This window comes from Stetteria hydrogenophila (genome assembly GCF_054657575.1).
This window is the reverse complement of sequence record NZ_BAAHYL010000001.1, coordinates 110,684-132,529: the sequence shown is the minus strand read 5'-3', so window position 1 is coordinate 132,529 and position 21,846 is coordinate 110,684. Positions and strand designations below refer to the sequence as shown.

Here is a 21,846-nt window from a genome sequence, read left to right as displayed (position 1 = left end):
GCGGGCTTTAATGGTGATTAGCTAAACGCTCCAGCCCACGGTTTGGGGGGCTAGAAGTACTCCTCCTCCTCGGCGATCTTCTCGGCTATCCATGATCTTAGCTTTAGTATGCCGTACGCTATTACGGCTAAGCCCGCTATTCCGATTATGAACGTTGAGTACCTCTTAAGTATCACGAGGAGGCCTGGCTCCAGCTCTATTGTCAGATCCTTCGTATCGGGAATGCGCACCTGGTATGGTGTGCGTTTGTAGCCGGACTTAGTGGCTTCAACCATGTAAACCCCGTAAGGCGCCTTGAGGACTGCCTGCCCGTCCTCGTTGGTCGAAGCCGCGGAGCGCACGTTGCCCCTGACGTCTATTAAGACTACCCTGGCATTCGGTACAGGCATGCCCCTATCGTCTACAACGATTACTTCCAAGCTGTACACTCTAGGCTCCAGCTTTATGGTTAGCGTTTCGTTCTTATCCACAGTGAACGACACCTGATCCGGCAGAATATAGTAGTCCTCCTCGACGGGTTCAAGCTTCCCAGTGTAGTCGCCGTAGGGTAGCATGAGGCTCACGGTGCCGTTTTCAATAGTTACATTTGAAGGTATGGAGAGCAACGCGCTCCCAGCACCCTTCCTGGCAAGAGTTAGCGTGTACGGGAACGGGATCATCTTGTTGGTGGTCGCGTCGATTAAAACTATCGTCACGTTGAACGATTTCGGCATGAGGATGACTGTAAACGACCTTGATTCAGCGGTGATCGTAACGTTGGATGTGCTAGGCTTCAGGTACGTAACGCCGGCTGGCGGCGTCGCCGTTAAGGTGTAGCTCCCCAGCCTAATGTCCTCAAGTGTAGCCCCTCCACCCTTGCCGGTCACGGCTTCCACGGCGTACGGCAGTATCTGGTGGCGGAGGATGACCCTGGCCCTGCTGACGGGGTTCCCGTCAATGTCTTTAACCACGATGTTAACGCTGGCCCTCCTCGGGTCCAGTTCGACCGTGACGTTAGTGCTCGCGGTCAGGTTGAGCGGCGTGGTGTACGTGTAGTAGAATGGAGACGTGAGCGTGATCTGGTAGCTTCCCGGTGGCAGCTCTAGCGAGGCACGGCCGGCGGGTAGGCTGGTGGAGTACTCGCCGGAGCCGTACGGCCCGAGGTATGTTATCGTGGCGTTGACGGGGACCGTGTACTCCTTGAATTCGGAGTCGACGGCTGTCAGGTTAAGCGTGAAAGTGGGAGCCTCGACGGTGAAGGTGTACTCCTCCCCCCCGGTTGACACTGTGATAGTGCCCAGAGTCACGGGCTGAGCGTAGCCGAGTGGGGCCGCTTGGACTGTGTAGTTGCCGCGCCTCAGCCCGGCCACTATTGACCCGCTGGAGTCGAGTGTGAGGTTGATAGTCTTAACCTTGAGCGGTATATCTATTGCAGTGAGCGTCAGGGTCATGTTGCTCGCCGGCGACGAGCCGAAAACGGATTCAAGCAGGACCGTGATCTTCACGGGGAGCCTCTCCGCGGTCAAGTTGAAGGTGTACGTGTCGCCCGGCACTGTGAAGTTGAAGGTTGAGGCCTGGTAGCCTGGAGACTCTACCAGCGCCTCGTACGACCCGGCCGGGAGGAGCAGGATAGCCCCGCCCGGCGGGACGTTTACCCTCAACCTTAGGGGTATGTCGTTCCAGGAGGTCAAGGTCAGCGTGCCCGCTATGCTGGCGTGCTCCGGCTCAAGCTCGCCGTCCAAAATCTTCAACTTGACCGGGTTTAGCACCGGCTTCAGCTTAACTGTCGCTTCAAACCGCTTCTCGCTCAGGACGCTCGCGTTGGTCGCTGTTGCATAGAAGTAGTCTGCGGAGACGCTCAGGTTGTAAAAGCCCACTCTAACCTTTAGCCTCGCCACGCCCTCCTCGTCTGTTACAGCGGCGTAGCCGGTTATGCCTAGGCTTCTCAGCACGGGGTCGCTGGGGGTAAGCCTAACCTCGGCTCCAGGTATGGGTGCCTCGGGGAATCGTGTCCCGTTGACAACCACGCTGGCGGACAGGACCCTTATGGTGACATCTTGGTATATGGGCTTCATTAGGATCGTGAGGTTGAAGGTTGATACCCCTACAAGCTTCACGCGGATAGAGGCTTCATAGTAGTGGGGCTCGCTAGCCGTGAACACGTAGTTGCCTGCAGGCAGTAGTCCCCTGAAGGAGCCGTCCTTGACTGTGATGGTTAACTTCCTGCTGGTAACGCCCGTGTACTCCATTGTCAGAGATGCCTGGGGAACCGCTAGCATCTGCTCCGAATCAACGACCTTCAGGTTTACATCGACGTATATTGGTTTCGGCTGGAGGGTCACGCTCACCGTGCCGGCGACGTGGATGCGCTCTGTGTAGTTGCCTATAAGCTCGTGCTGCACCACGACAAGGTACTCTCCCCCTCTAAGGTTGAACGTGGCGGTGCCGTCGTTGCCCGTTAGCAGGGTGGATGGGGGCAGGGGATAGCTGGGCGAGACTAGCTTCACCGTTACCAGCGCCCCGGCTAGGGGGCCGGAGGCGAGGTTCCAGACGGGGTCAATAACGTGGACGTTTATCCTGACCGGGTACCTGATTGGCTGGACAGTTATGGTGACGTTATCCTGCGGAGTGTTCACGGCTAGCTGGAACGTTGAAGTCTGATAGCCCCCTGCAGTCGCCGAGAGGGTGTAGTAGCCGTAGGGGAGCGTGACCGACCCGAAGCCCTCCTCGAGGTCGATGGTCACAGAGCCTCCCGTGAATGGCCCGTTATAGGTAAGAGTCACTAGGGCATTCTTCACTAGAACGCCGTATTCAACCAGATCAGCGTCCAGCACCGTTATGTTGACTCGGGAGTAGCGTGGCTTGACCGTGATGACTTCCTCAACGTTGCCGGTGACGTTTATAGTTACGCTTGTGGACTCCAGCATGGGGTGTGTAACGGTTACGCTATACCTACCCCAGTGGAGCTTGAACACCGCTGACCCGTCGGGGCCGGTGTGCGTTGACTCGGGCTGCAGGGGGAAGTCGATGGGTTTAACCTTTACCTCAACAACGCTGGATGGGCTCAGTATCAACCCTGTTGTGTCGTTAATGTTCACATGCAGCGCCACCGTGAAGTGTATCGGGTTGAGCGCAGCGCTTAGTGTACCCGCCTCGGGGATTTTGATTAATGCGTTGTAGGGCTCGTAGTACGCCGCCTTTATTTGGACTCTGTAGCTTCCCGCCGGTATCTCAAGCGTTGCCCTCCCGCCCTCGACGAGTATCCACGCGCTCCTCCCCGTCTCCCCCAGAGTCAGCGTGACGTTGGCCTCCGGCACGTAGTACTTGAGGCCCGCGTAGTTAAAGACCTCGGAGTCGAATGCTTCCAGGTCTAGAGTGTAAAGCACCGGGTCGGCCTTCAGTGTTACATTGGCGGGGCCGAACGCATCCGCGTCAGCAGGTTCTATGGTGTAGCCCTTAAGGCTCCCCGTTACCCTGTAACTGACGCCCTCATAGATTATGAAGCGGGCCAGGCCGTCAGGGCCGGTCGTGCCCGTGAACGCTTTGTCATCGACGGGCCTGTAGGGTAGGTTCGGGGAGACGCCGGTTGGCTCTAGCGTAACCAGCGCCCCCTTCTTGGGGCCAGCCGTGAGCTTGTAGCCTATCCCACCGTCTTCAGGGGTGTAGACGTAGACTAGAGCCTCCCTAAGCTTCACTGTCACGTTCTCCGATGAGGGCCCGGCCACCGTGTAGTTCCACTCAACCACCCACTGATCGCCCGCTATAGAGGCGTTAACCCTGAACGTGACAGGGCCCCTGGGCAGGTAGAGGGTCGCCACAGCGAGCCCGTCCTCCTCAGTGAAGGTGGCCGATGCGACCCGGGATCCCTCCATGAACACGTCAACGTATGATTCGTTAGCATTAACGGGTAGAGCCTCCTTCAAGCCGTTGAGGCTGGCTAGCCTCGAGGACAGCACTATCGAGACAGGGTATAGGGGCTCTAGCTCGCTGAGCCCATAGGGGAGTAGCATCACGCCCCGATTGGTGAAGTAGCCGACGAAGCCCAGCCCGGGGTAGTACCAGAGGCCGCCCACAGCGGCGCCTGGAAGACCCGCGGCCCGCGACAGGTCTATTGCCGGGTATACAGCCGGCCCCCTCCACAGAGGCTTCCACCCCCTCAGGTCGATGAGCTGAGCGGCTCCGTCAGCAGTCGCGGCCAGGAGGTAGCCCGTAGTAGCTAGCCTCAACGACGTTACAGGCATCCCCCTAGATGAGACCACGAGCGAGCCCGTCAGGATATACCTCAACTTCTCGGGGCTCCACGTTAACCTGTAAACCCTGCCATTGGAGCAGCCAACGTAGATCTCGTCGAGTGAAGGCGAGACCTCAACCGCTGTAGGAGTGGAGCCCAGGTAGGCCTCTTCCCAGTCCCCTACAGGCATGCCGACCAGGGTTAGGTTCTCGTTAAACAGGTAAATGTATAGGCTTTTATCGGTTGCTGCGAGAAGGAGGTACTTGGCGCCAAGCCTGTCCCAGCCCTCGGGGAGCGCTGGGGAGGTATATGCTTTAACAATCTTTATGTCGTCTAGCCCTCCCTTTAACCTTATGTACCGTAGCGTGAGGTCTTCCTGCCACCTGTACTCGTCCGGTAGCCTGGAGATGTTGAGGAACAGTAGGTTTACAAGGTTGAGGCCGGTACTTGCGGTGTTGACGTACCTTCTGCGCATAAGCTCGCATTCGTCAGGGCTTGTAGCGTTTGTTGGGTGGAGGTATATCGTTGCGTTAACGTTGGCGCCTGGCGTGAAGCTCAACGTCGTGAAGTTGGTGTAGCACTCGTAAGATTCAATAATATTGTTCTCGCCCGCCTCTCTTAGCACGACCTCGTACTCCATGTAGATGCCGAACTCTGCAGGGAAGAGATTCTGGAGTACGAGGGTTCCCGTGCCGTTGGTCTGGTTTATGGGGTAGGAGTGGTCGCTCAGCGTCTCCGGTATGTGGAGCACCGGGTCAACTATCCACACTCTCAGAGTCCTTGTTTCAATAAGCTCCACGCCGGAGACGTTGTAGACTCTCGTCCCCGTGATTGCTTTCTTGACTTCCCCCGCGCTCGTTACGTAGTAGACTTGCGCGTTAAGAGTAGCGTAGAAGTGCTGGTTGATGTCGGGGTTAATATTTGCTATCACGGCTAGGAGGTTCGTGTTGCTCCTGTTCCAAAGGCTGGATACGCGGGCGACTGGAGAAGCGTGTAAGACGTAAAAGCCCGGCTGGTAGCTTAGCGCCGCACTGCCGGTTTCAGGGGCAGCTTCGAACCACCCCTCCTCCGGCGGCTTGAAGACGTAGAGGGACCCGCTGGAGTCGAGGGCTACAACCTTGAGACTGCCGCCCTCGGTGGCCACGTGGAGCTGCACGGGCTTCGAGCGGAGGGCCCTGTAGTAGTAGGCGTAGATTGATTTAGTGTTCAGGTCTATCACGGCCAAGTCGCCTAGCCTTGACGCTACAGCCAGCCACCTGCTATTCGATGGGTTGTCCACAGCCACGAGTACGCCCGGCCCTTCAAGCGTGTGGCTCCATTCAACGCTGCCGTCGGTGCGCAGGATTGCAACGTAGCCTTGACCCCACGGGGCGGTCCCGGTGATGTATACCACGCCGCGGGAGGGGCCAGGCGCGGCCGAAGCTATGGTATAGCCCGGGGGGAGCTCGGCCCTTCCCACGCCGAAGACTCCAGTAGTCTTGACGCTGAGCTGCTCCGGGAGCCTGCTGGGTACCTGGCCTTGCACCGCCTGGGCGGCGAGCAGGGCTAGCATTAGAAGCAGAAGCGCAATGATGCGTAGTTGCGACCCGCCCTTCGGCACGCGGGGCACCTCAGAATACTCCGCTCCCTCTCCTAAGGGGAAGAAAAGTTTAGTTCTATGCCTCAAAAAACAGCGCTTCCACGGCTAAATAATATGGACGCAAGGTTAGGGTCAACAATTAACGAATTCATACACCCCGGAAGTGGTATAGTGCATTTAAAAAGATAAGTTTTCCCTATGCTAACCGGATTACGGTAGGTAGTGCAGTAAGGTAAGGGTGCAGTGTATGCGCCTCTTCAGGCGTGGCGGCCGAAAGCGGGGGAGGCTTGGAGCCGGCGGGTCTGATAGTGAGAAGGCCTTGAAGGCTGTTGCCGAGGAGGTTGGAGCCTCCGAGGAGATGCTTAGTGAGGGGGCTCTTGGCGCCGTTCTCCAGGCCTTTAGGCCCGGCTTTAAAGTGGTAGAGGCCTACCCCTTGCAGGAGCCTTGGGCCAGGGCGGTCATTGCCCAGCACCCCGAGACGGGCGAGACCGTGTATATACTGGACGAGGTGCCCATGACTGATGAAGAGATGGAGATCTACAAGAAGCTAGTTGACATCCTCTACTGGGAGCTTGAGCCCCCCAAGGAGGTGGGGGCTGATTACCAGGAGTACCTTAACAAAGCCGCGAGGCGTGCCGTGAGGAGGTTTAGGTTAAGGTTCATGAAGTCGCCGAATCCAAGGATTAGCTGGGAGAAGATCGAGTACTATCTGATAAGGGACATGCTCGGCTACGGTAAGATAGACCCGCTTATGAAAGACCCGAACATAGAGGACATAAGCTGCGACGGCGTGGGGAGGCGTATCTACGTCTGGCACAGGAGGTACGAGAGCATACCGACAAACATCGTCTTCAACAATGAGGATGAGCTCGACTCTCTAGTAGTCAAGCTCGCTCACAAAGCGGGGAAGCACGTGAGCGTAGCATTCCCCATAGTGGACGCAATACTCCCCGAGGGCCACAGGCTCGCCGCTACGTACAGGAGAGAGGTTAGCATGTCCGGGTCCAGCTTCACTATTAGAAAGTTCAAGGAGGAGCCGCTGAGCGTTATAGACCTCGTGAGGGAGGGCACGCTTAGCGCCGACCTCGCCGCGTACTTCTGGCTAACAATGGAGTACAAGTCGACGGGTCTCATAATAGGTGTAACCGGTGCAGGCAAGACTACGCTCCTCAACGCCCTCTCCACGCTTCTCAGGCCAACCATTAAGGTCGTCACAGTCGAGGACACGCCTGAGCTGAAGCTCCCGCTCGAGAACTGGGTCCAGCTAGTCTCAAGGCCGAGCTACGGCCTGGGCGCGGAGAAGATCGGCGAGATCACACTCTACGACCTGATCAAGGTGAGCCTCAGGTACAGGCCCGACGTTATCATAGTCGGCGAGGTCAGGGGCGAGGAGGCCTACGTGCTCTTCCAGGCCATAGCAACCGGCCACGGCGGCTTGACGACGCTCCACGCCGAGCACGTTGACGCGGCCGTCAAGAGGCTCACCAGCCCGCCCATGAATATCCCTCAGAGCTACATTCCACTAGTCAACTTCGTGGCGGCGATCAAGAGGGTGAGGCTCTACAACCCCGACGGGACGTACAGGATAGCAAGGAGGGTCACCGACGTCTGGGAGATCAAGGAGTATGGAGACTATAGACTCGTGGCCAAGTGGGATCCCGCGGAGAGGAAGCACTATATCTACCTCGAGGAGAGCACGGTGATGAGGAGCATAGCGGAGCAGGTTGGGAAGGACTTAGACTGGGTGCTCGAGGAGGTCTCGAGGAGGTCTAGGTACATAAAGTGGATGACTGCCAAGGGCGTCACTAAGATCGACGAGGTCTATAGGTGGATAAACGAGTACTACACGAACCCCGCGAAGGCCTATGAGAAGGCGACGCGTGAACTAGGCGCCGCGGAGTCGTTCGAGTAGCGCCGTTAACATGGTAAACGAGCCCCTGGGCGGGTGGGCGCTGTCATGCTCAGGCCGAGGCTGCGTAGGGAGCCTAAGAGGGTCTATAGGCCGCCCGAGCTAGAGTGGACCCTGAATGATTTCATAGACTTCGTGGCTATAACTTACCTCAGGGGGTTGGCTGAGAGGCTCGTGGAGTCCTTCAACTTGGACGTGGCCCTTAGGAGGGCTGGGCTGCTACGCCACCCAGTCCTCTACGCGGCCCGCGCCCTCCTCTTCACGCTCGCCTCGCTCGCCTTCGCAGTCTACTTCACCATAATTCTGGCCTTCAGCATCCTCCCGCCGATGGTGAAGGCGGTAGCGTCGCTCTCCCTATTCACTGTCCCCCTGCTAGTTTTCGCCTACTACCTCTCCTACCCATCAGTCAAGGCCAACGAGAGGAAGAGTAACGTCGAGAGCGAGCTCCCATTCTTCGCAGCGTACCTAGCCACCATGACGAGGGGCGGCGTGCCCCTACTGAAGGTGATGGAGAGGGTTGCAAGCCTCAGGGTATTCAAGGCAATGAGGAGGGAGGCGTTAATGGTGCTAAGGGACGTCAACATGTTCGGCAAGGACCCCTTCGAGGCTTTGGAGTACAACGCCCTCGAGCACCCCAGCCACCTGTACAGGGACTTCGTTCTAGGCTACGTGACAACCATTAGGATAGGCGGCGACGTAGTGCACTACCTAGAAATCAGGACTCAGGACATTTTCAGCAGGAGGATGGCTGACCTAAAGCTTCTAGCCGAGAGGATGAGCATGTTCATGGAGGTCTACATAACGATAGCCGTGGTGATGACTCTAGTGTTCTACGTGTTCTTCACCGTAAGCGCCGTGTTCCCCGCGGGTAAGTTCGCGGGTGTTGCAGGCCTCACCCTCTTCAGCTTCGTGGTACTCCCAACGATGACCATACTGCTGCTCTTCATGGTCCACGCGAGCCAGCCGAAGTCACCGATAACCATAGTCTCACCTTACAGGGCCCTCGTAGTCTTCGGGATCCCCCTGGCCATCATCGTGTTCCCCGTCATGTTCTTCCTGACGGGAGCGTACCACGTATTCCAGCGCGTGGACAGAGACGTTATAATGGCCCTCGACCTCACCCTCGTCTCCACCCTTCTAGCCTTGAGCCTCCCGCCAGCCTACTACCACGTAAAGGAGACCTTGAGGCACAGGGGGCTCGCGAGGGCCACCGCCTTCTTCCTGAGAGACCTGGCCGAGGTCAGGAAGACGGGGCTCTCCCCCGAGAGGAGCATAATAGCAGTCGCCCTGGAGAGGAGCTACGGGCCCCTGGACAGGGTAGTCAAGAGGCTGGCCGTCGCGCTAACGGCTGGGCTCGACGTGGAGCGCGCCCTCAGGAGGGCGCTTAGGGGGATAAAGGACTGGATCCTCCTCGCCAACATGAGGTTCCTGAGCGACTCAATAATAGTCGGAGGAGGATCCCCTGGGACGCTCGACACGCTGGCCAGGTACGCCTACAGCCTCGTAGACCTGGACGAGGAGCTTAGGAGGAGGCTCAGGCCCTACATATTCATGCCCTACATTGGAGCGATACTGGTCTCAACCTCCAGCTTCCTAGTCCTAGGCTTCACAGTCCAAGGGATAGCGCCGGCCCTAGGGCAAGGCGCAACAATGGGGATAACCAGCGGGATCACCCCGCAGGATATAGCCAAGGTAACCCTATACCTGAGCCTGGGATCCCTCTTCAACTCCTGGCTAATGGGCCTCATGGCCGGGAAGATCCAGGACTTAAGGCTCTCCGCCGGCTTCCTCCACGCGACGATACTGACGCTAATCTCATACGTGGTGCTGGTCATGTCCCTCAAGACGGTAGCGCTACTCACGTAGCCACGAAGTAATGCATACAGTAATACCGGCAATCCACAAGCTTCAAGCGTTTATAAGGACTGCTCCAGCGCTTCAAGGAGTGTGACTAGGCTTAAACATATATATTCTTTCGAGGAAGTAGCATAACAGCGAGCTAGTAGTAAAGAGAGGTGGGTTCGAGTGCCGAGGCACTTGCGCGGTATTAGCCCGGTCGTGGCTACGGTGATCATCGTCGCGGTGGCTGTAGCCATCAGCATTGCTGTGGCGGGCTGGCTCATGGGCCTCTGGGGCACCTACGGGAACGTCGAGGAGCTATCGGTGATGCCCGACACTGAGCTTTACGCCAACGGCACTCTAATCCTGCACCTCAAGAGTACTGGGACCAAGGCAGCAGTCGTGACAAAGATTGAAGTGGTCAACGTTGGCTCCACGGCGCTTGCCAACCGGGTGACGCTCTCTCAGGGCGAGGAGACAACACTATCTCTTGATCTACAGACTACCGGCACCATAGTTGCAGGCTCCTCTTACCTAGTCAAGATCTACACCGACTCCGGCAGCGTATACCAAGCCTACGTAGTCGCCAAGAAGCCTTAGAGTTAAGGCCGCTACCCTTCAAGCGCATCCCGCGCTTCTTTAATTTTTAAATTTTATAGGTGATTTATTTAACTTTGGTGTCTAGCCTGTTGGCTCTCACCGTCCGTGGCATCCTGGCGGGGCTTAAGCGCGGCGAGATCGCCCCCGTTTACCTGGTCCTGCTTTACTCAATCTTAGTGTTCGTGCTCCACCTCACCGGCGTGGGGCCTAAGTATGGAGATGAGGAGTTGTACATAGGGTGTGGGTTGGCTTATGTGAGGGGCGTTTGCCCCCTGGAGTGTAACCCTGAGCACCCCCCGTTTGCTAAGTACCTGTACGGCTTGATGACTTCACGGTTCTCCGTCGCAGGCGTGCACGTGTTCCTCTACCTCCTCTCAGTGGCGTCGCTGCTAATAGTGTACTACACGCTCAGCTCCATCTACTCGTGGCGTGAGGCGCTCCTTGGGGGCCTCCTGCTCTCCACCAGCGGCCTGATCGCTAATGTGTGGTCCTACGCTTTGCTCGACGGGGTTGAGGTCTTCTTCATCGTGGCCTCGTACTGGCTGCTCGTGACCCGGGGGGTTAGGAGCCGGCTCCACCTAGCCCTCTCCGGGCTGCTGGCTGCTCTGGGCTTCTACTCAAAGTACACTGCAGCATTCTACCTAGCAGGCCTGCTCCTGGCCGCCCTCCTCGCGGGGAGGAGGGAGGTTAGGAGGGCCCTACTAGGCTCCGCCGCCTATTCTATACTGTTCATTGCAGCCCTCTTCCCGGTAATGTATCACAGCTGCCTGGCCGAGAAGGGGCTCGCCGGCGTGGCTGGGACCCTCTACGCCACGTTCTCCTACCACGGGCGCGTGCACGCTTTGAGGCCCGCGACCAGTCTCATATCACTCCTTAAAATGTTCACGGGGGTCGAGGTCTGGAGGTTCTACAAAGTAAACGTTACTGTAGTAAATGGCTCATTCTACGCCGTCAGCAACCCTATCCCTAAAGGCTTCCTAGTGCAGTTCACGGCAGTCGAGTACGCTCCCTACGTTACAGTCGTGCTGGTGGCGCTGGCCTTCAAGCTGGCCCGGGGCGGGGCGTGCAGGGGAGCCAGCGATCCCCGGGTGGTGGCTGCTTGCATAGTGGGCTCCGCGTCCCTCGCGGCGCACCTCCTGCTGGGCCTACTGGACCCCATTGCATGGTACTACCTCCCACTCCACTACTTCGCCGCCCTAATGGCCCCCGTAGCCGTCGAGAGCGAGAAGGGGCGGGTGCTGCTTGCCCTCCTCAACGCTGCGTACCTGGCGGCGGCCCTGGCCCTCGGCATCCCCAGGGGGAGCGCTACTTTCGAGTTCACCGTTTAGATGAGGGGGCCGACGAGGCCGGGGCTGGCCTCACCCTTCCTCGATGATGTACGCGCTCAACGCTAGGGCCTCCGCGAGGGCTAGTGCCTCAAGCTCTATCTGTAGGGCGACGCGGGGCGACGGGTTCGGGACGAAGACTAGGCTCTCGCCCTGCGGGTACGGGGCGTAGTAGTCGGTGGAGTGGACTAGGCCCTCCAGCTTGGTGAAGAGGCTGGCCAGCTCCTCCCACACCCCGGGATCCTCGGCCTCGATGCACATAACCCTGCCCCTCCCCCACACCCTGGCGCCCACGCACTCCACCCTGCTCCCCCTGATCCTGGCCCCCGCGAGGTCGTAGGGGGTGGGCACCGCCAGGCCGGCTGGGTGGGTGTGGAAGACGCCCAGGAACCCCGGGATCCTCCCCGCCCTCGCGGCCACCCAGCCGTCGATCTCCAAGCCACCCCGCCCCACGGGGACGAGGCCTCGAGTGGTGATGGCGTAGGCCTCCTCCACAGGCGTGGATTTAACCCGGGCCCTGAGCTCCCTGCAGAGCGGGCCCACGCAGCCCCCGAGGGCCTCCTGCTCCTCGACGACCGCCAGGGCCTCGCTGGCTGTGACGATAACGCTTGGCTCGGGCACCCTCCTGAGCGTCTCCAGCATTAAGTCAGCCGCTCCCTCGGGTAGAGGCAACCAGCCACCCCCAGGCCCCTTCAAGGGCTCCCGGCTGGCCCACCCCCCGGGGCCTGGGGTCGGGGGATAAGTGCGGTTTTGAACCATCACTAAGACATGGACCCGGCCACGGGTTTGAGCGTGTCCAGGTTTCGGGTAGGGGGAGAGAAGTGGAGGGTGGGCGGCGGCCTGTTAGGGGGCTAGGTCGTCGAACGTCATGAAGTGGACCGTTGAGGGCCTCCCCGCCAGCTTGCTGCCCACTTTCGCCCCTATGATTAGGGGTATCTTCTTCTCGGCCGCCAGGTCTAGGAGTCTCTGGGTGATTATGCCGTCGAAGACTACGGCGTGCACCTTGCCCGGCTCTATCTCCTGGAGCCTGTTGAAGAGGTCCCTCACCTTCACCCTCTCGATCTCCCTCCACTCGCTGTCGTATAGGATGCCCTCAAGGGTGCCCTTCAGCTTGGCGATCTCGTCCACCACAGCCTTGGGTATAGCCATCTCAATGCTCACGGGCTGGCGGGCGGGCCTCTGAGCCGCCTGGGCTCCAGCGGCCTGTGCCTGGGCCTGAGCGGGCGCCGCCGGCGCCCGGGCTTCGGGCTTCCTCGCCTTCTCAGCCTCCACGACGGCCTTGGCCTTCTCCTCCTTCACGGTCTCCCCGGCTAGGCCCAGCCTCTTGGCGACCTCCTCGGCGGGCTCGGCGGAGTTGAGGGCTTCAGCTATCTCCCTCCCCGTCAGCTCCTCAACCTCCATCCCCTTCGGGGCCCTCGCCACAAGGTCCACCTTAGCCTGGGTTAGGAGGCTCCTCAGCACCAGGTCTCCGCCGTGGTCGCCGTCGACGAATGCGATGACCTTCTTCTTCTTGGAGAGGTCGACGATCGTCTTGGGGATCTTCTCCCTCGCCCCCTCAATGGCTATGACGTTGGTGTAGCCGTACTTGAGGAGGTTTATCACGTCAGCCCTTCCCTCGACGACTATTATCGTGTCGCTCTTGTCAACGTCGGGGCCCGCTGGCAGCTTCTCGGGCCCGTACTCGATCACTTGAGGCCTCTTAGCCTCGACGGTCTGGGTGACCTCCCTTATAATCTCCTTGACGTCGGGCTCGGTGCTCTTCATCATCTTAAGCAGCTCCCTGGCCCTCTCGATTATCCTCTTGAGCTTCTCCTCCCTGAGGTCCTTGATCTCCTCGACGGTTATCTTGGCGTGGTAGGGGCCTATCTTGTCGACGGTCTCGATCATCGCCGCGAGGATGCTCGTCTCGACCCTGTCGAGGTTGCTGGGGATCTGGATTGTTCCAATGGTTTTAGTCCCCTGGTGCTTCAGGTCAACTATAACCCTGCCTATCTTCCCCTTGTCCTGGAGCTCCTCCAGGTTGAACTCACTCCCAAGGAGTCCCTCGGTCTGCCCGAAGATGGCCCCTATGACGTCGTGCTTGTCGACCCTCCCGTTAACCTCCAGCCGAGCCTTAATCATGTACTTCACAATCACCACCCCGCATCATCAACTTCGCGGAGCACGGCCCCCCGGGATTGCCGAGCGCTCCGTCCCTAGATCCGCTGGATACCCCTGCTCCGCGCAGGGTATTAGTGTTCCTATGCCGAACTCGCCTGCCTTATCTCCTCTATCGCCCTCCTGGCCTCCGGGTCGCTTAGGAGGGCCCTGCGGATGGGCTCCAGGAGCTTGGCTAGAGCGTCGGCTACGGCGTTCTTCAAGTCTAGAGGGTGGAGCCTGCCCTCGACGTAGTCCCTCTCGAGGTCGGCATAGCTGTGGTAGTCGACGGGGCCGCCGTACTTGGCCGGCCTCTCGACGTGGAGCACGAAGCCCGGCCTGGCGAAGAGTATGTACTTGGCTATCTCCATAACCGGGTTGAACTCGACGACCCTTGCCGGGCAGTAGGCCCTCCTGATCTTCTCCCTGATCTCCTCGGGGCTGTCGTGGACTAGTATCGCGTCCCCCGGCTTCGACTTGGACATCTTGAAGGCAGCGTATAACTCGTCTACCTCAGCGGCCTCCATGCGCTTGCCCCCGGAGAGGCCCGTGATGAGGGGGGTGTGGAGGGCGATGGGCTTCTTCCTGCCGAGCTTCGGGGCGACGTCGCGGGCCAGCATGTGGGCCTTCCTCTGGTCCATGCCGCCGAGGGCTATGTCCAGGTCCATGTAGAATATGTCGCCAACCTGCATCGCCGGGTACACGATTTTCGAGGCGTCCAGCTCGGCTTCATCCGCCCTCCTACCCATGATGGTGAGCGCCCTCCTCACCCTGGCTAGGGTGGCGGACTTCAGCACCCTGAGCACCAGGGCCCAGTAGTCCTTGTCGGACGCCAGCTCCTCCGCGTCGACGTACCTCACGCTCCCCGGCTCAACGCCTATGGCTTCAAGCGTCTTCCTGGTAAGGAGCGCGGCCTTCCTGATGAGCCTCATGTCGCCGCCGAGCTTGTCGTTGATGAAGGCGTGCCACGTGGCCTCAAGCACCCGGAAGTCGACGCCTGCCTCGACGAGGTCTTTAACCTTGAACATCCAGATGAGCCACCCGACGTGGATGAGGCCGCTGGGCTCGAAGCCTATGTAGCCCTTCAGCCTCTCCCCCGTCTCAAGCTTAGCCCTAAGCTCCTCAGGGGTGACGACCTCGACGGTCCCCCTGACGATTAGGTTAAACCTGCTCTCAACGTCCAAAACGCTCCCCCGGGCCCTCTTGCCGCCCCTGCCGTGGGCTGGCGAGTATTGGTTTTTCTTTAAACTCTACCCTGCCATGCCTAGGCCTAGGGCCCTTGCGCGGCGCGTCTAGCCTGCCAGGGGGCCCGGGATGGCTGGAGTTAGGATAGTGTTCATGGACGTCGACGGCGTGCTGACGCTGGAGAGGAGTAGCTGGGGCTACGTCCACGAAGCCCTCGGGGTCGGGGAGGAGGCTAGGAGGCACGTGAGGGACTTCATCGAGGGGAGGATTGACTACGTGGAGTGGATGAGGAGGGACACCCAGCTTTGGGTCAAGGCTAGCGGGGGCAGGCTCCACAGGAGTATGCTTGAGAGGATAGTCTCAGGGATCCCGATAGACGGGGAGGCTAGGGGCCTCGTCTCCTGGCTCCGCGGGCGTGGGGTGAGGGTGGTCCTCGTCAGCGCTGGCGTGGAGCTGCTGGTTGAGAGGGTTGCGAGGGAGGTGGGCGCGGACGCCTGGGTCGCGCCAAGACTCGCCTTCGACGAGGAGGGCTACCTGGTCCCCGGCGGGGTCCCCGTGGTGACGCCCACCGGCCCCCAGGGCAAGGGGGCTGTGGTTAGGAGGCTCGCGTCGATGCACGGTGTTAGCGTCGAGGAGACGGCCTTCATAGGGGACTCCGAGTGGGACAGGGAGGCTTTCGAGGCGGTTGGGCACCCGATAGCCTACAAGCCGGAGTCCCCCAGGATCCTGGAGTGGGTGGAGTGCGCGGCGTTCTCTATGCGCGGCCTCAGGCGCTCGCTCGAGGACCTGCTCCACCGGGGCGCCTGCGCCAGGCGGGTCTACCGCTAGCACCCGCCGGGGCCTGGCGGCTCCCCGCCCGCGCCGCTGCTTGAGTGGAGGCCCAGCTCCTCCTCGAGGGCGGCGGTGTAGCACTCAACCACCCTGACGAGCCTCGCGGCGAGCCGCTTGGCCGGCTCGGTGTAGAGGAGGCTGGGTAGGCGGAGTATCTTGGACTTGAAGTGCTCCAGGCTCTCCCGGAGGCTCCTGCCCCGCTGGGCGCCTGTTATGAGCACCCTCGCAACCCCCACCGCTCCGAGGGCGTCGAGCTTGTCGGCGTCGCTCAGTATCATGGCTTCAACGCTCTCCGGCTCCACGCCCATGGAGAGGCGGAGGGAGTAGGAGTGGCTCAGCACAGCGTTCTCCACCAGGGCTATCCTCCTGGGATCCCAGCCGAGGAGCCTGAGCCTGGCCCTGGCCACTCTAGCGCTTATGACGGCGTGGTGGACCCCCACGACGCCCTCGAGGGGCCTGCCAACGTCGTGGTAGAGGACTGAGGCCCCGAGGACGTCGTAGTCGACACCGCCCAGCTCGCCCGCGATGCGGAAGGCGAGCCCCGCAACCCTCTCCACGTGCGGCCAGCCGTGGGCCTCGTCAAGCCCGATTATGGACTTGACCAGCTCAGCCTCGCCCTCAAGCCCCCTGGGGGGCCACGCGGCCACAGCAACGCACCCCACGCAGGCAGACAGGCAGGGGCCCCGGCGGCACTTAGGCCCCGGGGGAGCCCTCCAGGCGGAGGCGGGTTAACTCCCCGGGGAGGTGTCGTGGAGCATGGCTTTCGACCCGGTTCAAGCGGTCGGGGTTGCAGGGGTCATACTCGTGTTCGCCTCCTTCATAGTCAAGGACTGGCGGTGGCTCTACTCCTTCAACATGAGCGGGGCGCTGCTTCTAGCAGTCTACGCCTACCTCACCGGCAGCACGGTGTTCCTCGTCGTAGAGTCGGGGCTGGCCGTGTACCTAGCGTACAGGCTCTACGCCGAGCTGTCGTCGAGGAGGAGCCGCGGGGAGCGCAGGGAGAGGAGCGCTTAGCGCCGCCGTCCCTCGACGCTGGGCGGCCCGGGGACTTGGCTGGCCGGGGTTAAATCCGTTTCCCCATTGAAAGAGACACACCCACCGCCGCGCGCTCTCCTAGATAACGGATGAGAACATGAGGGCGGCCAAAAGGGCGGCGCTCTCCAGGCGCGGCTTGAGCTCGCTGATCGCCACGGTGGTCCTGATCTCGGCGACTATAGTCGGCGGCCTAGCAGTCTACAACTACTTCCAGAAGAGCATGGACACCGTGGCGGCGACCAGCGCCACACTAGCCCTCTCCGTGAGGAGCGAGTACCTCAACGCCGACACTAGGCTGGTGTTCATTGAGGCAACCAACCTCTACGACGTCCCAGTCAACATTACATCAGTCTACGTGGTCGACGGGAACGGCGGCCACGTCCAGGTGCCCGCGGGTAGCGTCAGGGGCGCGCCGGTCACCGTCGAGCCAGGGGCTAAGGCGACGATAATAGCTGCTGTGCCGAGCAGCGCCACCGCAGTGTACCTCGTCTACCAGGCGGACGGCAAGATACTCTACACGGAGCCGGCGCCCCTCAGGTAGCCGGCCAACCCCCTCCCTGCTCTTTCCCCTCTCCCCTCCGGGGTGTGCCTGGTTTGACTTGGAGCCTAGCTGGGAGGCTTAGGAGGGTCCTCAAGCCTAGGCGGGCTGGGGGGCCGGCGGGGCGGGTGCTCCAGGCCCCGCCAGTCGATGTCGGGGAGGAGGCAGACGTTGTAGCCGCTTACAGGGTTGGCCCGGTCGAGTACACGCTCTACAGGACGGGCAGGATAGACTACAAGCTCGTGGTGGTGGAGCCCCTCGAGCCGCCGCCGGAGGCGCTTGAGGAGGTAATAGCGGGCCTGAGGGAGCCTGAGACGCCGGGGGAGAGGTACCACGCGGAGAAGGCTGTCAGCGGCTACGGGCCGATCTACCCGCTCATCATAGACTCCAACGTGGAGGAGATAGCCTTCACCGACCCCTCCAGGCCGGTGATGGTGATCCACAGGCTCGTCCAGGACAGGTGGATCGAGACTAGCGTGAAGCTGACCCCCGGCGAGGCGGACGCGCTAGCACTCAGCCTGGCGAGGAAGGCGGGGAGGCAGCTAAGCATGGCTAACCCCATAGCTGAGGGTGTCACCGTGGAGGGCCACAGGGTCTCAGTGACGTTCGGCAGGGAGGTGAGCAGGGGCGGGAGCACGTTCGTGGTGAGGAAGTACCCCGAGAAGCCCTTTACCATGGCCGACCTGATAAGGATGGGCTCCATAACCCCCCTCGAGGCGGCCTACCTCTGGATGCTCGTAGAGGCCCAGGGGTTCATCCTGATAGTGGGCAACATGGGCTCGGGGAAGACTACGCTCCTCCAGGCCCTGGCCTCCCTCATCCCGCCCGGCAAGAGGGTGATAACGATCGAGGACGCCCCCGAGCTCAGGCTGCCGGTGGAGGCGTGGGACAGCCTCTACACCAGGCCTCCCCTCCCCGGCGACGAGGACCTAGAGGTCAGCCTTGAGGACCTGGTGAAGTTCGCCCTCAGGAGGAGAGGGGACTACATCATAGTTGGGGAGGTTAGGGGGAGGGAGGCGAGGCTCCTAGCCCAGGCCGCAGCCCTCGGCCACGGCACCATGGCCACGTTCCACGCAGACAACGCGGACAGCGCAGTCGTCAGGCTGAGCCTGGACCCGATAAGCCTCCCCCCGCTCTTCCTTCGCTCTATAACAGCCTTCGTCACGGTGAGGCGGGCGCTAACCTACGACGGGAGGGCGGTCAGGCGGGTCGCGGCGATAACGGAGGTCGCCGGGGACGAGTTGAGGGACGTCTTCACCTGGGACCCGGCGACGGGCGAGGTCTCACCCACGACGCCCTCAGAGGTCGCCGGGGTGAGCGAGAAGCTCAGGTGGGCCTGGGAGAGGCTAGGCAGGCCCATGGGGAGCCCTGAGGCGGAGCTGGAGGAGAGGGCCAGGGTGCTCGCGGAGGCCGCGGAGGCGGTGGAGAGGGACGGCACCCCCTTCAGGAGGGTCCTGGTGAGGTTCTATGAGAAGAGGTGGATTCCCCAGTAGCCTGGCAGCCGCCCTCGCCAGGGCGGCTGCGAGGGGCTTGAAGCCCTCAACCCTCGGAGTGCACGGCTACAAGGCGGTGGTGAGGGCCAGGCTCATCGCCGCGCTGGCCGCCCCCGTCGCCGGCGCCTTGCTCTACGCCCACGCCGGCCCCCTGGGCCTCCTAGCCGTCGCCCCCATCGTCGCCCTTGCAGCCGCGGCGCCCGGGGTGTATAGGCGCCTGCTCGCAGGCGGCCTGGAGAGGGAGGCCCCGGCGCTCCTCGCCTACATGCTCCCCTTCTCGCTGACCAGCAAGGGCCTCGTGGACGTGGTCGCCTCCCTCCAGGCCTGGAGGGGGCCGCCCTTCAGCTGGGTGAGGAGGGAGGCCGAGAGGCTCGCCTTCAGGCTCAGGCTGGGCGCCGACCCGCTGAGCGCCCTCGAGTGGCTAGCCGAGACTACGCCTAGCAAGACGCTCTCGGCGGCCCTGCGGGACTACACTCACGCCCTGAGGCTCGGCGTCCCCAGGAGCTCGGTGGCCCAGAGGCTCCTCGACAGGGCGATGGAGGCGATGAGGGCCGCCTGGAGGGGCTACGTCTCCACGGCTAAGGCGACGGCCGAGGCGGCGGCGTCGCTCGCAGTGCTCGTCGCCGCCCTAGCCCCCGCAGCCGCCCTAGCCCGCGTCGACCCCTCCCTGCTCTCCTTCATCCTCGCAGCCCCGCCGGCGCTCGCGCTGGTGCTCGCAGCCGCCCAGCCCACGCTGGGGCTGCCGCAGACCAGCCTGGCCCTCAGGGTGGCGCCGCTCGCAGCCGCCTGGCTCGCCGGGCTCCTCGTCGCCGAGGGCGCCGGCTACGCCGCGCTCGCTTTCCTCGCCGTCGCCGCGGTTGCAGTCGAGGCCTACGCCAGGGCGCAGTCGGCAAGGCAGTCCAGGGCGTGGCAGAGCCTCGCCAGGGCGATGGAGAAGGCCAGGCTAGGCCTCAACGTTGAGGAGGAGCTAGCCGACGCGGAGCCGGTGGCGCCGGGGGTGCTCAGCGCCCTCCTGGAGGCTTCTAAGACCGCCGGGGGCAAGGGGCTGACGAGAGCGATCCAGGGCGTCTACAGGGTCATAGCCGAGGCTAGGAGCCTGGCCAAGTCGTACTCCACCCAGTTCGGGGTGCTCGCACTAGTATCCGTGGCCTCAGTCGCAATCGCCGTCTACTCCATCGAGGCAATCGCGCAGCTCGCCGGCGAGGGCTACGAGCTAGTCAACCCCTCAGTGATGGCGGCGGTTGAGAGGATCCTCCTAGCCACCGCCCCCCTCGTGCCGCTGCCGGCAGCCGCAGCCGCCAGGCCCTGGGCCCCCACGCTCGCCCCGAGCCTGGCCTCGCTCGCCCTAGCCCTCTACACCAGCGGAGCTCTGAGGATCCCTCTAGGCTAGCCAGCCCGCCCCCGCCCACGGGGGCCTCCCCGGGGGCTGGCTGCTATGAGAGGCTCTTCACCGCCCTCGCCTCGTAGTAGGTCACGTCTCCGTTCCTGTCCACTATCGCTATCACCGGCTGCCTCCCATCCGCCACGGCGGACCGGCTCCACTCCGCGAGGAAGCCGTACGTCGTGGTCTCCCCCTCCTCCAGTATGAGGACCTCGTAGACCTTCTGCCCCCTCGCCACTTCAAGCGTCCCCGGCCTCACCCCCCTCCGGGGCAGCCTCCCCCTCCTCCTGAGGTCGAGGTACGTGATGAAGGCCTTAAAGGGGACGTCGCAGGCCTCGACGACTGCGAGCGCGGCGGACCAGCCGGTGAGGCCTTGGAGGCTCAGCCTCCCCGCCACGGCCTGGTAGAATGCCTCCAACCCGTCGAGGACCCCGTTCTCGATGTAGCCCCTCTCCTCGAGTAGCCTGCACACCCTGGGATCCCCGCAGCCCGTGATCCTCACGCCGCAGCCCTCCAGCACTCCCTCAATCGCTGCGCCCGGCAACCCAGCCTACACCTCGATTTAACCCTCCCCGCAGCCCGCGCCTCTAGGCGTCGGGGTGCAAGAGCTTGAGCCTCCCACCCGAGCTTGAGAGGTTCGTCAAGATAAAGCCTCTCTACTGGGACCCGGACGCTAAGGAGTTCCACTGGCTCGACACGAGGCTCATACCCTTCAAGGAGGTCTACAGGAGCACCAGGGACTACAGGCGGGTCGCCCAGGCGATTCGGGACATGGAGATCAGGGGGGCGCCCGCGATAGGCGTTGCGGCCGCCTTCGGCATGGCCCTCGCAGCCGTCCACTCCAAGGCGTCCAGCCTCGAGGGCCTCATGAGGGACCTCCGGGAGGCCCGCGACACCCTCGCATCCACGAGGCCCACAGCCTACAACCTCTTCTGGGCGCTCGACAGGGTGATGAAGGCCGCCGAGGAGGCGGCGGCCCGGGGAGACCCCGGCGAGGTGAGGGCCCGCGTCGAGGAGGAGGCTGTGAGGATCTACGTGGAGGACGTGAGGGCTAACGTTGAGATGGGCAGGATAGGCTCCAAGCTCATAGAGGACGGGGACACGGTGCTCACCCACTGCAACACCGGCGCCCTCGCCACGGCGGGCTTCGGCACGGCGCTGGGCGTGATAAGGTACGCCTACTACGAGGGCAAGAACGTGAGCGTGATCGCGACCGAGACCAGGCCGCTCCTCCAGGGGGCCAGGCTGACGGTTTGGGAGCTCAAGAAGGAGGGGATCCCCGTCAAGCTGATAACTGACAACATGGCGGGCCTCGTCCTCAGCAGGGGGATGGCTGACGAGGTGATAGTCGGGGCTGACAGGATAATACTCACCGGCCACGTCGCCAACAAGATCGGGACCTACATGATAGCACTGGCGGCCTGGCACAACTCCAAGCCATTCTACGTCGCCGCGCCCACGAGCACCATACAGGCCACCAGCAACCCCGAGGAGATAGTGATAGAGGAGAGGAGCCCCGACGAGGTCAGGAAGGTACTGGGCCAGCACCTCATAACGGTTCCAGACGTCGACGTCTACAACCCAGCCTTCGACGTGACCCCGCCGAACCTCGTCACAGCGATAATAACCGAGAAGGGGGTGGCGAGGCCGCCGTACGAGAGGAGCCTCAGGAAGCTCCTCCAGCAATAACCCGGCGGGGATCCCTGGGGCGCCCACGCTGGTGGAGGGGGTTACACAGATAACCCGCCCGCCGAGGAGGCGCCTAGGGATCCCTGAGGGCATGGC

The 21,846-nt window shown here is 62.0% G+C and carries 16 protein-coding genes; 10 read left to right on the top strand and 6 right to left on the bottom strand.

Going from position 1 to position 21,846, the window contains the following annotated elements:
- Positions 1-50: 50 nt before the first annotated feature.
- Complete coding sequence (locus tag ACYQ3J_RS00625; protein WP_460123059.1) at positions 51-5,810, bottom strand: MSCRAMM family protein; 5,760 nt, start codon at positions 5,808-5,810, stop codon at positions 51-53.
- 412 nt (positions 5,811-6,222) lie between these two features.
- Between ACYQ3J_RS00625 and ACYQ3J_RS00620 the strand changes: the two genes are divergently transcribed.
- The 4 genes from ACYQ3J_RS00620 (at position 6,223) to ACYQ3J_RS00605 (ending at position 11,465) form a co-directional block, all read left to right on the top strand.
- A complete protein-coding gene (locus tag ACYQ3J_RS00620; protein WP_460123056.1) occupies positions 6,223-7,701 on the top strand; it encodes a type II/IV secretion system ATPase subunit in 1,479 nt (492 codons plus the stop codon).
- 33 nt (positions 7,702-7,734) lie between these two features.
- Positions 7,735-9,564 carry a type II secretion system F family protein gene (locus ACYQ3J_RS00615; protein ID WP_460123053.1) on the top strand — a complete coding sequence of 610 codons (1,830 nt, stop codon included), beginning with the start codon at positions 7,735-7,737 and terminating at the stop codon, positions 9,562-9,564.
- A 159-nt stretch (positions 9,565-9,723) separates the two neighbouring features.
- On the top strand, positions 9,724-10,137 hold the full coding sequence (locus ACYQ3J_RS00610; RefSeq protein ID WP_460123050.1) for an archaellin/type IV pilin N-terminal domain-containing protein: 414 nt from the start codon (positions 9,724-9,726) through the stop codon (positions 10,135-10,137).
- A gap of 77 nt (positions 10,138-10,214) precedes the next feature.
- The gene (locus ACYQ3J_RS00605; RefSeq protein WP_460123046.1) at positions 10,215-11,465 is read left to right on the top strand and encodes a glycosyltransferase family 39 protein; all 1,251 of its coding nucleotides are present in this window, start codon (positions 10,215-10,217) and stop codon (positions 11,463-11,465) included.
- 30 nt (positions 11,466-11,495) lie between these two features.
- Here ACYQ3J_RS00605 and ACYQ3J_RS00600 read toward each other — a convergent pair whose 3' ends face one another.
- From ACYQ3J_RS00600 to ACYQ3J_RS00590, 3 genes are all read right to left on the bottom strand, one after another.
- Complete coding sequence (locus tag ACYQ3J_RS00600; protein ID WP_460123042.1) at positions 11,496-12,134, bottom strand: hypothetical protein; 639 nt, start codon at positions 12,132-12,134, stop codon at positions 11,496-11,498.
- Positions 12,135-12,305: 171 nt separating this feature from the next.
- On the bottom strand, positions 12,306-13,592 hold the full coding sequence (dnaG, locus tag ACYQ3J_RS00595; protein ID WP_460124528.1) for a DNA primase DnaG: 1,287 nt from the start codon (positions 13,590-13,592) through the stop codon (positions 12,306-12,308).
- Between the two features lie 110 nt (positions 13,593-13,702).
- Complete coding sequence (locus ACYQ3J_RS00590; RefSeq protein WP_460123039.1) at positions 13,703-14,782, bottom strand: tyrosine--tRNA ligase; 1,080 nt, start codon at positions 14,780-14,782, stop codon at positions 13,703-13,705.
- 130 nt (positions 14,783-14,912) lie between these two features.
- On the opposite strand from ACYQ3J_RS00590, the gene ACYQ3J_RS00585 reads away from it, so the two are divergent.
- Positions 14,913-15,611: an HAD-IB family phosphatase gene (locus ACYQ3J_RS00585; RefSeq protein WP_460123036.1), complete on the top strand. Its 699-nt coding sequence runs from the start codon at positions 14,913-14,915 to the stop codon at positions 15,609-15,611.
- Here ACYQ3J_RS00585 and ACYQ3J_RS00580 read toward each other — a convergent pair.
- A complete protein-coding gene (locus tag ACYQ3J_RS00580; RefSeq protein WP_460123033.1) occupies positions 15,608-16,261 on the bottom strand; it encodes an HD domain-containing protein in 654 nt (217 codons plus the stop codon). The genes ACYQ3J_RS00585 and ACYQ3J_RS00580 overlap by 4 nt on opposite strands.
- Before the next feature lie 97 nt (positions 16,262-16,358).
- On the opposite strand from ACYQ3J_RS00580, the gene ACYQ3J_RS00575 reads away from it, so the two are divergent.
- The 4 genes from ACYQ3J_RS00575 to ACYQ3J_RS00560 all read left to right on the top strand — a co-directional run bounded on the left by ACYQ3J_RS00575 (position 16,359) and on the right by ACYQ3J_RS00560 (position 20,070).
- Positions 16,359-16,628: a hypothetical protein gene (locus ACYQ3J_RS00575; RefSeq protein WP_460123030.1), complete on the top strand. Its 270-nt coding sequence runs from the start codon at positions 16,359-16,361 to the stop codon at positions 16,626-16,628.
- Positions 16,629-16,746: 118 nt separating this feature from the next.
- Positions 16,747-17,190, top strand: a complete 444-nt coding sequence (locus ACYQ3J_RS00570) for an archaellin/type IV pilin N-terminal domain-containing protein (protein WP_460123027.1) — start codon at positions 16,747-16,749, stop codon at positions 17,188-17,190.
- 53 nt (positions 17,191-17,243) lie between these two features.
- Positions 17,244-18,680: a type II/IV secretion system ATPase subunit gene (locus ACYQ3J_RS00565; RefSeq protein ID WP_460123024.1), complete on the top strand. Its 1,437-nt coding sequence runs from the start codon at positions 17,244-17,246 to the stop codon at positions 18,678-18,680.
- Positions 18,655-20,070, top strand: coding sequence for a hypothetical protein (locus tag ACYQ3J_RS00560; protein WP_460123021.1), 1,416 nt, complete (start codon positions 18,655-18,657; stop codon positions 20,068-20,070). The genes ACYQ3J_RS00565 and ACYQ3J_RS00560 overlap by 26 nt, the downstream gene beginning before the upstream one ends.
- A gap of 43 nt (positions 20,071-20,113) precedes the next feature.
- On the opposite strand, the gene ACYQ3J_RS00555 is transcribed toward ACYQ3J_RS00560, so the two are convergent.
- The gene (locus ACYQ3J_RS00555) at positions 20,114-20,605 is read right to left on the bottom strand and encodes an SEN2-like domain-containing protein (protein ID WP_460123018.1); all 492 of its coding nucleotides are present in this window, start codon (positions 20,603-20,605) and stop codon (positions 20,114-20,116) included.
- Positions 20,606-20,670: 65 nt separating this feature from the next.
- Here ACYQ3J_RS00555 and mtnA point away from each other — a divergent pair, with 65 nt between their 5' ends.
- Complete coding sequence (gene mtnA, locus ACYQ3J_RS00550) at positions 20,671-21,750, top strand: S-methyl-5-thioribose-1-phosphate isomerase (RefSeq protein WP_460123015.1); 1,080 nt, start codon at positions 20,671-20,673, stop codon at positions 21,748-21,750.
- Positions 21,751-21,846 lie beyond the last annotated feature (96 nt).